Annotated in this window: 9 protein-coding genes; 5 read left to right on the top strand and 4 right to left on the bottom strand. The window is 69.2% G+C overall.

The features are described from left to right. Window positions 1-21 precede the first annotated feature (21 nt). Window positions 22-1,776, top strand: a complete 1,755-nt coding sequence (locus DK427_RS27410; protein WP_162559868.1) for a flagellin N-terminal helical domain-containing protein — start codon at window positions 22-24, stop codon at window positions 1,774-1,776. Window positions 1,777-1,805: 29 nt separating this feature from the next. Beyond that, window positions 1,806-2,027 carry a hypothetical protein gene (locus tag DK427_RS20830; protein ID WP_109953038.1) on the top strand — a complete coding sequence of 74 codons (222 nt, stop codon included), beginning with the start codon at window positions 1,806-1,808 and terminating at the stop codon, window positions 2,025-2,027. A gap of 286 nt (window positions 2,028-2,313) precedes the next feature. On the opposite strand, the gene cbiB is transcribed toward DK427_RS20830, so the two are convergent. Next, the gene (gene cbiB, locus DK427_RS20825) at window positions 2,314-3,339 is read right to left on the bottom strand and encodes an adenosylcobinamide-phosphate synthase CbiB (RefSeq protein ID WP_109954295.1); all 1,026 of its coding nucleotides are present in this window, start codon (window positions 3,337-3,339) and stop codon (window positions 2,314-2,316) included. On the opposite strand from cbiB, the gene cobD reads away from it, so the two are divergent. Beyond that, window positions 3,316-4,344: a threonine-phosphate decarboxylase CobD gene (gene cobD / locus DK427_RS20820; RefSeq protein ID WP_109954294.1), complete on the top strand. Its 1,029-nt coding sequence runs from the start codon at window positions 3,316-3,318 to the stop codon at window positions 4,342-4,344. The genes cbiB and cobD overlap by 24 nt on opposite strands. Before the next feature lie 121 nt (window positions 4,345-4,465). Here cobD and DK427_RS20815 read toward each other — a convergent pair whose 3' ends face one another. Continuing rightward, window positions 4,466-5,659, bottom strand: coding sequence for an MFS transporter (locus DK427_RS20815; protein ID WP_109953036.1), 1,194 nt, complete (start codon window positions 5,657-5,659; stop codon window positions 4,466-4,468). A 380-nt stretch (window positions 5,660-6,039) separates the two neighbouring features. Between DK427_RS20815 and DK427_RS20810 the strand changes: the two genes are divergently transcribed. Together DK427_RS20810 and DK427_RS20805 are read left to right on the top strand one after the other, a co-directional pair. Then, complete coding sequence (locus DK427_RS20810) at window positions 6,040-6,237, top strand: hypothetical protein (protein ID WP_109953034.1); 198 nt, start codon at window positions 6,040-6,042, stop codon at window positions 6,235-6,237. Window positions 6,238-6,344: 107 nt separating this feature from the next. Further along, window positions 6,345-7,754, top strand: a complete 1,410-nt coding sequence (locus DK427_RS20805; protein ID WP_109953032.1) for a malonyl-CoA decarboxylase — start codon at window positions 6,345-6,347, stop codon at window positions 7,752-7,754. A gap of 166 nt (window positions 7,755-7,920) precedes the next feature. On the opposite strand, the gene fdhF is transcribed toward DK427_RS20805, so the two are convergent. Together fdhF and DK427_RS20795 are read right to left on the bottom strand one after the other, a co-directional pair. Further along, window positions 7,921-10,905 carry a formate dehydrogenase subunit alpha gene (gene fdhF, locus DK427_RS20800; protein WP_109953030.1) on the bottom strand — a complete coding sequence of 995 codons (2,985 nt, stop codon included), beginning with the start codon at window positions 10,903-10,905 and terminating at the stop codon, window positions 7,921-7,923. 55 nt (window positions 10,906-10,960) lie between these two features. Then, window positions 10,961-12,676 (bottom strand): NAD(P)H-dependent oxidoreductase subunit E, encoded by a 1,716-nt coding sequence (locus tag DK427_RS20795; RefSeq protein WP_109953028.1) that lies wholly within the window; start codon window positions 12,674-12,676, stop codon window positions 10,961-10,963. Window positions 12,677-12,703 lie beyond the last annotated feature (27 nt).

Below are 12,703 nucleotides of genomic sequence, written 5' to 3'. Positions count from 1 at the left end.
TGTGTGCCGATCGCGTGCTTCATGACCAGCATCCTGACCAATAGCTCGGCGGTGATAGCGCTACAGACCTTGCGCTCGATCAACAGTCAGATTGACACTACCAATAACCGATTCTCGACTGGCCAACGTATAAGTTCGGCCGCTGATGGCGCCGCCTACTGGGCCATCGCCTCGACGTTGCGGTCTGATCGCGGTATCAATAGCGCTATCAAATCAAGCCTCGCTCTTGGTGCGGCTGGTATCGACGTGACAACGGTTGGCCTCACAACAACCTTGGCCGATCTCGGGGAAATCCGTGAGCGCCTTGTGAGCGCCATGTCCGAGAATACTGATCGGCCAAAGCTTCAGGGCGAGATCGAAATTTTACAACAGAAGCTACGGACGAATGCTGACACCGCATCCGCGAATGGTCAGAATTGGCTATCAGTCGATTCTGGCGCCAGCAATCCAAATTGGACCCGCTATGCCAATTTCGTTTTAGGCGCCCCGCGCAGCGACAACGGGACCTTGTCAACGAAGATAGAAAAGCTGGACATTGCTTCATTGGCCCTTTTTGACGCCAACACTGTCGTCCCACACACGCCACTTGTCACCGGCAGCGAAACAATTGATCAAATATACAGGCTCGCACAAAGTATAAATTCATCAGGCCTCAGCTCGCAGATTACAGCCTCCTACGCTGGCACGAACAAGCAAGGTGATGGAACATTGCGCTTGTACGTCCGCGATATGAGCAAAACTATCATCGGTAGTTATACAAACGGCGTCGCCGCACCTGTGGCGGGGGTGCCAGCAGATCATCCTATTGATCAGTTTGGCGATCCGCAGGCGAGTTACGTCGACATCGCCGTGTCCGACCTGTCGGCAGGAGACGTTGTCTCCTTCCAGGTTTCTGGCGCACCAGCATCAAGCTTTACTGTGACCAACGAAGGCGACGGCATCGATTTTAGCGGCGGATCCGAAATACATCTGGAAATCAGACCGTTTCGGGACAAGTACCCAGCTGTAGTTTATGATGTTCTAATAAATGGATCGACTTTGGCTGCTCGTGGCTTCACGAACCTATCCGATGTTTCGCGCTGGGACATAGTATCTGAGATTTCTGAGCAAATTAAAACACAATATCAGAGCAAATCCGTCGGTATCGAAAACATAGCTGAGATAAATGTATCCGCATACGCATTCCCGTATGTGGGATTGACATTCAGCCTCGATGCCTCTGGGCCTCACTCAGCCATTGATATTACAATCGCTCCCCCTACGGCCGGCCATAGTGCCATAGATATTGGGTATGGCACCGTGTCGGGCGCTACTACGAGAGACGAGGGTTTCCAAGAGCCAGATAGATCCCCGAAAGGCATCCTCGACACTACACAATTAGTCGCCAGCAGCTTCAGAAAAAATCTTGCAGGCGAAAACATCGTTGTTGGCTATAATTATGTCTCTTTAGCTGGGCCGGGAACTGCCCTTGCGGTAACACCTCATACCACTCAAGATCAAATACATGGATTCATTCAATTCGTTGACAAGATTATAAATAATGTCACAGATTCCATCACGAGGATGGCGAGCTTCAAAGCGATGATCACCGGGCAATCTGAGCTGCTCACGATGCTTTCAGATATTCAGCAGAGCGCGATCGGAAATCTCGTTGACGCAGACATCGAAGAAGAATCTACCAAGTTGAAGGCGCTGCAGACCCAGCAGCAGCTCGGTATCCAAGCGTTGAGTATCATCAATGCCGTGCCTCAGAACGTCTTGAGCCTGTTCCGCTGATTAGCTAAGGTGATGAGTCTGAGGTGTGCATGTCCGCCCTGACCTTCACCGGCGACGCCTTGCTCGGCCGCTTCGCCAACCAACTCGCGGTGCTCGGGGCCAACGCTCCGATCGCCCTATCCCGTGCCCTCAACCACACCGTCGCCAAGGCCCACACTCAGGTCATCCGCAATCTGACCAAGCAGACCAGTCTGAAACGCTCGGCGCTCGTGAATGCGGTGAAGGTGAACCGGGCAATGGCCGCGGCCTAGCAGTTCGAGTACGGCAGGCGCCTCACTTACACGCTGAGCACCAGGCGGAGCTGATCCGGGCTGTGTGCAAACTCGTCACGCCCGTTTAGGTCCCCTCCGCTTGTCACGCGGTGCCTGCCCATTGAGTTGCCGCTGAGCGGACATTCACAGGGTCTGCAATGGGTCGCAAGCAACCCCTCGCGGGGCCAAGCGGATCGAGTTTTGACCTGGCGCGCCGCTGCAGCGGATCCCCTCCCCCCGCGTGCGGGGAGAGGGAGGCGCCTTCCCTGGGCTCGACGGGATCGGATCAGAGCAGGAAGCCGAGCCCCGCGGCCGCGGCGGCGAGGCCCCAGAGCAGCAGGCAGGCGGTGCGGTAGAGCGCGAGCGCCCGCTCGATATCCGCCGGGCCGGCCGCGGCCCGGCCGTCGCCCATCCAGGCATCCGCCACCACGGTGCCGCCGTAGACGCGCGGCCCCGCCAGCGCCAGCCCGAGCGCGCCCGCCATCGCCGCCTCGGGCCAGCCGGCATTGGGCGAGCGGTGTCGTCGGGCGTCCCGCAGCACCGCCGCGAGAGCGCGCCCGGGCGAGGGCCGGCTCTCACCCGCGTCGAAACCGGCGCGGACGCCGTGGATCCCCGCCGCGGCGACGATCAGCCCGGCGGTGAGCCGCGAGGCCGGCAGGTTCACGAGGTCGTCGAGGCGCGCGGCCGCCCAGCCGAAGGCCTCGTGGCGCGGCGTACGGTGGCCGATCATGCTGTCGGCCGTGTTGACCGCCTTGTAGAGGGCGCCGCCCGGCAGCCCGCTGAGGCCGATCCAGACGGCCGGCGCCACGATCCCGTCAGAAAAGTTCTCGGCGAGGCTCTCGATCGCGGCCCGGCAGATCGCGGCCTCGTCGAGCGTCTCGGGGTCGCGCCCGACGATCATCGACACGGCGCGCCGCCCGCCGGCCAGACCCTCCGCCCGCAGGGCGCGCGGGACGGCCGCGACATGGTCGTGCAGGCTGCGCTGCGCCGGCAGGCTCGCGCAGAGGACGGCGAGCAGGACGAGGCCGGCATAAGGGCCGGCGAGCGCGAGCAGCGCCGTCAGAGCCAGGGCCGCCGCGCCGACCGTGCCGAGCAGAACGATGAGCGCCAGCACGCCCATGGACCGGCGCCGGGCGAAGCCGCCCCGGTTCAGCCCCCGGTCGAGCGCCGCGATGAGCCGGCCGATCCAGGTGACAGGGTGGCCGAGCGCCCTGTAGAGCGCGTCCGGGTAGCCGGCGGCGGCCTCGATCGCCAGCGCCAGGGCCAGGATGCCGAACGTGGCGGGCGGATGAGCGAGTTCGGTCCAGGACATCGGGGTTCCGGCGGAGTCGAGACCGCGCCGGCGGCGCATGGCGGCGATCTGGGCGCGGCGCGCACCCTGTTCCCGGAGGCGCCCGAGCCCTGGATCGACCTCTCGACGGGGATCAACCCGGTTCCCTATCCGTGCCCGGCGCTCGATGCCAGCCTGTGGCAGCGCCTGCCCGCCGCGGCCGACGCGGCGGCGCTGCGCGCGGCGGCCGCCGAAGCCTACGGCGCGCCCGATCCGGACCACGTCGTGCCCGCGCCCGGCACTCAGATCCTGATCGAGACCCTGCCGCGCCTGCGCCCGCCCGCCCGCGTCGCCGTAGTCGGGCCGACCTACGCCGAGCACGCGGGTGCCTGGGCCCGGGGCGGCCACGCCGTCGCCGTCGTGCCGGACCTCGCCGCGGCGGACGAGGCCGAGGTCGTCGTCGCGGTCAACCCGAACAACCCGGACGGGCGCGTGCTGCCGGGCGCCGCCCTCCTGGCGCTGGCGCGGGATCTCGGCCGGCGCGGCGGCCTGCTCGTGGTGGACGAGGCCTTCTGCGACCTCGAACCGGGCCCGAGCCTCGCGGGCGCGCTCGTCCCTAGCCTCGTGGTGCTGCGCTCCTTCGGCAAGACCTACGGGCTCGCGGGGCTGCGCCTCGGCTTCGCGCTGGCGGTCCCGGAGACGGCGCGCGGGATCGCCGCGGCGCTCGGGCCCTGGGCGGTCTCGGGGCCGGCGCTGGCGATCGGCCGGGCGGCGCTCGCCGACCGGGCGTGGCGCGCGGAGGCCGCCGCGGCGCGCGCCGCCGACGCCGCCCGGCTCGACCGGATGCTGGCGCGGGCGGGCGGCGCGGTCGTCGGCGGCACCTGCCTGTTCCGGCTCGCGCGCTTCGCGGACGCGCCGGGCCTGTTCGGGCGCCTCGGCGCGGCCGGGATCTACGTGCGGCGCTTCGCCGACCGGCCGGACCTGCTCCGCCTCGGCCTGCCGGCCGACAAGGGCGAGTGGTGCCGGCTCTCGCGGGTGCTGCGCTAGAGCACGATGCGGAAAAGTGGAATCCGGCTATCCGAAATCATCGTGCGACCACAAAGAGATAGAGCGCTCTCCGCCGAAGTGGATGCCGGTTCGGCGCAAGAGAGCGCGTCAAAACAAGGGCTCAGAGCCCTCGGGCCAGCCGCCCGTGCGGGTCGGTGAGGGCGACGAGGAGCGAGAGGCCCGACAGCCCGAGGCCGACCGCGCAGACCGCGGGCCAGCCGCCGAGGAGGAAGGCCTTCGAGCCCGCGAAGGCGCCCGCCGCCCCGAACACGAACATCACGGTGAACAGCACCGTGTTGAGCCGGCCGCGGGCGCCTGGCGCCAGCGCGTAGACCCGGGTCTGGTTGGCGATGAGCGCGCCGTTGAGGCCGATATCGATGAGGAGCACGCCCAAAGCCACCGCGGCGAGCGACCATTGCCCGGCCGCCCACAGCACCCCGAAGGCCGCCATCACCAGCACGGCGCCGCCCACCACGACGGGCCGTGCCCCGCGCCGGTCGGTGAAGCGGCCAGAGAGCGGCGCCACCAGCGCGCCCGCCACGCCGATCACCCCGAACAGGCCCGCGCCCGCCGCCGTGAGGTTGAAGGGCTCCGCCTCGACGAGGAGCGCCAGCGTCACCCAGAAGGCGTTGAAGCTCGCGAACAGCAGCGCCTGGGACAGGCTCGCCCGGCGCAGCACCGGCTGCGTGCGGGCGAGATGCAAGATCGAGAGCATCAGGGCGCGGTAGCGCAGGCGCCGCGCCTGCGGCGTGTGCGGCAGGGTGGCCCGCGCGATCCCCGCCATCGCGAGCGCCACGCCGGCCGCCGCCAGGAACACCGCCCGCCAGCCGAGATGCGCGCCCACGAAGCCGCTCGCGGTGCGGGCGAGCAGGATGCCGGTGAGGAGCCCCGTCATCACCTGGCCCACCACGCGGCCCCGCGAGGCGTCCGGCGCCAGCTCGGCCGCGAAGGGCACAGCCTGCTGCGCCGCGGACGAGAGGATGCCGATCGCGAGGCTCGCGAGCGCCAGCGCGGGCAGGTTTGGGCTGAGGCCCGCCGCCACCAGGGCCAGCGCCAGCGCGAGGAGCTGGCCCACGATCAGCGTGCGGCGCGGCAGCCCGTCGCCGAGCGGCACCAGCCCGACGATGCCGAGGCCGTAGCCGACAAGGCAGCCCGCCGGCACCCAGAGGGCCGCCGCGTCGCCGAACTCGGCCGTCAGCAGGGCGAGCAGCGGCTGGTTGTAGTAGATGTTGGCGACCGCGCCGCCCGCGATCAGCGTGAGGCCGAGCCGCGCCCGCGCGGTCAGGGAACCGGCCGAATCCTGGCCTCCGTTCATGCCTGCACGCCCGCGCGGGCCAGGGGCGAACGGATGGCGGGCATGGGACCTCGCGGGGCTCTGAGGGCAGAATTTTTGAGGTAGGACGGAGGTGCCGGTTAGGCCCGAGTGGGCGTGCTGACAACCGGCCCGCCCGCGGGGCAGGGGCGCGAAGGAATGGCGCAGTCCCTTCATCCGGGGGATCGGACCACCATATCGGGGTTCTGGAGAGGCTCCGGACCGGCGAAAAAGCGCTGAATCGCGCCCGCACGCACGGGATCGGCCGCCCGTCACACTTGGCGGCGGACGAATCATCGTTTTGTATGACGGTGATCCTAGCCATCTCCCCGGCCGATTCGGCCGGATGACGATGCAACCGCAACACGATCAGGGAGTTCCGCGTGTCGAACTACCGTATCGATTTCGCCAGGGAGATTCTGGGCGTCCCCTTCACCGTCGGCTCGGTCGGCATCCAGCGCGCGCGCGATCCGGAGCGGGCCTTGCGGGCCGCGGAGCTGCGCTTCGCCCGCCAGCACGGCATCGGCGACTGGCGCGAGCGCGCCGACCGCGCGGTGATCGCCGAGGGCGGCCGGACCTGACGCGGCGCGCGGGGTCGTCGCGGGAGCGGCCCCTGGCCGCCGACGCGCTCTCGCCATAGAAACAGGCGCACCGGGGTATCGGCGGTGTGTCGGGGAGCGGGCGAGGCATGGCGACGAGCTCCTTCTTCGGAGACCTGATCCAGACGATCAGCGACCGCGGCCGCGACCTCATCGGGATCAGTCGCGGCGACCTCGCGGCCCGCGCCAGCGCGGCCGAACTGGTCAAGCTCTGCGACGACCTGATCTCCCGCCGCGGCGAGGCCTCCGGCGTGGCCCTGGCCCGCCTGATCCTCGACCGCTACGCCAGCTTCACCGCTCCCGAACGCCACGACTTCCTGCGCCGCATCGCCGTCGATTTCGACGCCGACCACGCGGCGGTCGACGCGGCGATCGAGGCCTACCGGCTGGAGCCGTCGCGCGCGCGCCTGGGGGCGCTGCACGCGGCGGTGGAGCCGCGCAGCCAGGAGCTGATCCGCCGCCTCAACCTCGCCCGCGACGGCACGCTGGCTCTCGTGCGGATGCGCGAGGACCTGTTCGACCTGCGCAAGGCGCTGGGCGACGATCCGGCCTGCCCGCCGGAGGTGACCGACGCCGTCGCCAGCCTCGATTCCGATTTCGAGCACCTCTTCGCCTCGTGGTTCAACCGCGGCTTCCTGGTGCTGCGCCACATCGACTGGACGACGCCCGCCCATATCCTGGAGAAGATCATCCGCTACGAGGCGGTGCACGAGATCCAGGGCTGGGAGGACCTGCGCCGGCGCATCGAGCCCGCCGACCGGCGCTGCTTCGCCTTCTTCCACCCGGCGCTGGTGGACGAGCCGCTGATCTTCGTGGAGGTGGCGCTCACCGACGCGATCGCGCCGGCCATCGCACCGATCCTGAGCGAGGAGCGCCGGACGCTCTCCCCGCGCGCGTTCACCACGGCGATCTTCTACTCGATCTCGAACTGCCAGCGGGGGCTCGCCGGCGTCACCTTCGGCAACTTCCTGATCAAGCAGGTTGTGGAGGATCTCGCCCGCGAGATCCCGGGGCTGAAGACCTTCGTCACGCTCTCGCCCGTGCCGGGCTTCGCGGCCTGGCTCGACCGCGAGCGCCGGGCGGACGCGCCGCAGGGCATCACCCGCGACGACGTCGAGACCCTGCGGCTCCTCGACGAGCCCGATTGGTGCGCCGACAAGGCGAAGTCCGACGCGGTGCGCAAGGCCCTGATCCCGGCGGCGGCCGCCTACTTCCTGCGCGCCAAGAACCCGCGCGGCCGGCCCATCGACCCGGTCGCCCGCTTCCATCTCGGCAACGGCGCGCGGCTGGAGCGCATCAACTTCCTGGGCGACGTCTCGCGCAAGGGGCTGAGGCAGTCCCACGGGCTGATGGTCAACTACCTCTACGACCTCTCCGCCATCGAGAAGAACCACGAGACCTTCGCCAATCTCGGCACGGTGGCGGCATCGACTTCGGTGACGCGCGAGCTGCGACAGAACCTGCCGGCCGCCCGCGCCGTGGCGCTCGCGGAGGCGTGAGGCCGGCAAAACCAGCCTTCCGGCACTCAGCCCTGGGATCGGCGCCCGACACCGTTGCCGGTTGACCGGATCGGCTCTGCCCGCGCGCCGGTATCAAGCTGTCGAGCGTCGGGGCCCGGCGGCACGTCGAGGCGTGCCGCCGGCCGCGTGGCGGACCGGCCGGAGGTCACTCGGCGGCGACGGATATCGGCGGGACCGGTGTCACCCGCGCCGCGCAGAACTTGAACTCCGGAATCTTGCCCATCGGGTCGAGCGCCGGGTTCGTCAGCAGGTTGGCCGCGGCCTCCGCGTAGCAGAAGGGCATGAAGATCATGCCCGCCGGCACGTCGCGGTCCGAGCGCACCTTCAGCTCGACGGCGCCACGGCGCGTCTCCAGCCGCATCGTGTCGCCCGGCTCCAGCCCGAGGCGGTAGAGTTCCTTGGGCGCCATGAAGGCCACGGCCTCGGGTTCGAGCGCGTCGAGCACGCCCGCCCGCCGGGTCATCGAGCCGGTGTGCCAGTGCTCCAGCACGCGCCCCGTCGAGAGCACCATCGGGAACTCGGCGTCCGGCACCTCGTCCGGCGGCACGATGGCGGCCGGCACGATCTTGGCCCGGCCGCTCTCGGTCGGAAAGCCGGCGTAGAAGATGATCTCGTTGCCGGGCTGGTCGGGCGCGTCGACCGGGTAGGTCACCGCGCCCTCGCGCTCCAGCCGCTCCCAGGTGATGTTGGCGAGCGAGGGCATCACCTGCGCCATCTCGGTGAAGATGTCGGCCGGTCCCCCGTAGCTCCAGGGCAGGCCCATGCGCCGGGCCAGCTCCTGGATGATCCACCAGTCCTGGCGCGCGTCGCCGGGCGGGGCGACGACGGGCTGGGCGATCTGCACGCGCCGGTCGGTGTTGGTGAAGCTGCCCGCCTTCTCGGCGAAGGCGGAGGCCGGCAGCACCACGTCGGCGTGGAAGGCCGTCTCGGTGAGGAACAGGTCCTGCACCACGAGGTGATCGAGCATCGCGAGCGCGTGCCGGGCGTGGTTGAGGTCTGGATCGGACATCGCCGGGTTCTCGCCCTCGACGAACATGCCGCGGATCTCGCCCGCATGGATCGCCCGCATGATCTCGACGACGGTGAGCCCCCGCTGCGGGTCGAGGGACTGGCCCCAGAACTCCTCGAAGAGCTCGCGCACCGCCGCCTTCTCGACGGACTGGTAGTCCGGGTAGACCATCGGGATCAGGCCGGCGTCGGAGGCGCCCTGCACGTTGTTCTGGCCACGCAGCGGGTGCAGGCCCGTGCCCGGGCGTCCGATCTGCCCGGTGATCAGCGCGAGCGCGATCAGGCAGCGGGAATTGTCCGTGCCGTGAACGTGCTGGCTGACGCCCATGCCCCAGAAGATGATCGAGGACTTGGCCCGTGCGTAGAGCCGTGCGACCTCCCGCAGGGTCTCGGCGTCGATACCGCAGACCGGCGCCATCTTCTCCGGCGTGAAGTCGACGATCTTCTCCTTCAGCGCCTCGAAGTTCTCCGTGTATCCGGCGATGTACTGCTCGTCGTAGAGACCTTCCTCCACGATGACGTTGAGCATCGCGTTGAGCATCGCCACGTCGGTGCCGTTCCGGAAGGCGAGGTGCCGGTAGGCGTGGCGCGAGAGCGTCTGGCGCCGCGGATCCATGATGATCAGCTTGGCGCCGCGCTGCTTGACCGCGTTCTTGAGGAAGGTCGCGGCGACCGGGTGGTTCACGGTCGGGTTGGCGCCGATGACGATGATCACTTCGGCGTCGAGCGCCGCCGAGAAGGGCGCGGAGACCGCGCCCGAGTTCAGCCCCTCCATCAGGGCCGCCACCGACGAGGCGTGGCAGAGGCGCGTGCAGTGGTCGACGTTGTTCGAGCCGAAGCCCAGCCGCACCAGCTTCTGGAAGAGGTAGGCCTCCTCGTTCGAGCCCTTGGCCGAGCCGAAGCCGGCGAGCGCCTTGGCCCCGTGCGTGTCGCGGATCCGGACGAGGCCTGCGGCGGCGCGGTCGAGCGCCTCCTCCCAGGTCGCCTCACGGAAATGCGTCCAGGGATTGGCCGGATCGACCTGATCGTTGGCGTCCTTGCCCACGTTGTCGAGGCGGATCAGGGGCTTCGTCAGCCGGTGGGGGTGGTGGACGTAGTCGAAGCCGAAGCGGCCCTTGACGCAGAGGCGGTTGTGGTTGGCCGGCCCGTTCAGGCCCTCGGCGTAGACGATCTTCTCGTTCTTGACCTTGTAGGAGATCTGGCAGCCGACGCCGCAATAGGGGCAGAGCGACTTGACCTCGCGGTCGGGATAGACCGTCCGGGTGTTGTGCGCGTCGTCGAGATAGGCCGAGGGCATCAGCGCGCCCGTGGGGCAGGCCTGCACGCACTCGCCGCAGGCGACGCAGGTCGAGCCGCCCATCGGGTCGTCGAAGTCGAACACGACCTTGGCGCCCGCCGCTCGGTAGGCCATGCCGATCACGTCGTTGACCTGGACCTCTCGGCAGGCGCGGACGCAGAGATTGCACTGGATGCAGGCGTCGAGATTGACGCTCATGGCCGGGTGGCTGAAGTCGCCGGTCCAGCGCTCGGCCGCCGGGAAGCGGCTCTGGCTGATCTCGACATGGTCGGCCTGGATCCAGAAATGCGAGGCCGGGTCGTGCGAGGTCGCGCGCTCCGGCTGGTCGGCGACCAGCAGCTCCAGCACCATGGCGCGGGCCTTCACGGCCCGCTCGGTGGCGGACTTCACCTTCATGCCGACCGCCGGCGTACGCTTGCACGAGGCGGCGAGCACGCGCTCGCCCTCGATCTCGACCATGCAGGCCCGGCAATTGCCGTCCGGCCGGTAGCCGGGCTCGGGCTTGTGGCAGAGATGCGGGATGTGCGTGCCGAGCCGCTGGGCGACCGCCCAGATCGTCTCGCCGGGCTGCGCCTCGACCTGTTGCCCGTCGAACTCGAACTGGATCGTCGGGGGCGCGGTCGGTCGGTCGGTGAGGCCGAAGGTCCCGGTGGGCTCGGGCGCCGCCTGGCCGCCGGCCTTCACGCCCTGCGAGTACGACCCGCCCGCGGCCGGGCCCGCGCCGGGCGCCGGGCCGCCGGCATCCTGGGGTCCGGCAGCCCGGATCTCGGACTGCTCGGTCTTGTCGCCGGTCTTGTCGCCGTGCGTGTGGGGTGCGTTGCTCATGCGTCCGCTCCGGGCTGGGGCGTCGGTTTCGGGTTCGCGCTCGGGCTCGCGGCGGTCATTCGGCCGCCACGGCGCGCGGGCCCGGGAAGAGGTCGGGGAAGTACTTGATCACGGAGCTGACCGGGTTCGAGGCGGCCTGGCCCAGGCCGCAGATCGAGGCGTCGCGCATGCACTGCGCCAGCTCGCCCAGGAGTTCCGTGTCCCAGGCGCCGTTCTCCATCAGCATGCGGGCCTTCTGCGTGCCGGAGCGGCAGGGCGTGCACTGCCCGCAGCTCTCGTCCTCGAAGAAGCGCATCAGGTTGAGGGCTGCGCCGCGCACGTCGTCCTGGTCCGACAGGACCACGACCGCGGCGGAGCCGATGAAGCAGCCGTATTTCTCCAGCGTGCCGAAATCGAGCGGGATGTCGTTCATCGCGGCCGGCAGGATGCCGCCCGAGGCGCCGCCCGGCAGGTAGGCCGCGAAGGTGTGGCCCTCCGCCATGCCGCCGCAATACTCGTCGATCAGTTCCTGGATGGTGAGGCCGGCTGGCGCCAGCTTCACGCCCGGTTCCTTCACCCGCCCCGACACGGAGTAGGAGCGCAGGCCGACGCGGCCGTTGCGGCCGTGGCTCTTCCACCAGCCTGCCCCGCGCTCCAGGAGGTCGCGCACCCAGAACAGGGTCTCGACGTTGTTGATGAGCGTCGGGCGGTTGAACAGGCCGACCTGGAACGGGAAGGGCGGCTTGTGCCGCGGCAGCCCGCGCTTGCCCTCGAGCGACTCGATCAGCGAGGATTCCTCGCCGCAGATATAGGCGCCGGCCCCGCGCCGCAGGTGGATGCGCGGGCCGCCCGGGGGCAGCTTGGCGATCTCGCGGGCCAGGATCTCGCGGGCGATCGGGTACTCGTCGCGCAGGTAGATGTAGACGTCCGGCGCCTCGACCACGTGGGCGCCGATCAGCATGCCCTCCAGGAAGCGGTGCGGGTCGGTGTTGAGGTAGAGCTGGTCCTTGAAGGTGCCGGGCTCGCCCTCGTCGCCGTTCACCGCCATCAGGCGCGGGCCCGGCTCGCCGCGCACGGAGCGCCACTTGCGGCCCGTTGGAAAGCCCGCCCCGCCGAGGCCGCGCAGGCCGCCGTCGTCCAGCACCGCCAGCACGTCGTCGACCGTGAGCGTTCCAGCGCGGATCCGCTCCAGCGTGGCGTAGCCGCCGCCGGCCCGGTAGGCCGCGTAGTCAGTGTAGTCCGGGATGTGGGCGTGGGTGTCCTTGGCCTCGACCGCCGCCTTCACGGAGGCCACGTCGGCGCGGTGCAGGAAGTTGTGCCCGACCTCGACCGCCGGGGCATGGTCGCAGAGGCCGACGCAGGGCGCGCGCACCACGCGCACGTCGCCTGCCAGCTCCGCCTGCAGGGTCTCCAAGAGCTTCTCGGCCCCGAACATCGCGCAGGTGATGCTGTCGCAGACGCGCACCGTGAGGCGGGGGATGTCGGCCTCACCGTCCTTCACCACGTCGAAATGCGCGTAGAAGGTCGCGGTCTCGAACACCTCCGCGAAGGCCAGGCGCATCTCGTCGGCCAGGGCGGCGAGATGCGCCGCGCTGATCTGGCCGTAGGTGTCCTGGATCAGGTGCAGGTGCTCGATCAGCAGGTCGCGCTGCCGCGAGCGGTCGCCGAGTAGCGCCTCGATCTCTACCTTCGCGCGCGGCTCGACCTGCCGTCCCTTCGGCACCGGTCTCGCGCGCTCCCGGCCCCGACCGGGATGCGCGAACTGCCTGACTGTCCCGGGAGCCTCACTCATGGTGTGATCTGGTTTCCAGCTATTCGT

Source organism: Methylobacterium radiodurans (assembly GCF_003173735.1).
Lineage (GTDB): Bacteria > Pseudomonadota > Alphaproteobacteria > Rhizobiales > Beijerinckiaceae > Methylobacterium > Methylobacterium radiodurans.
Note: the sequence above shows the minus strand (reverse complement) of the source record. Positions and strands in the feature narration are given on the sequence as shown.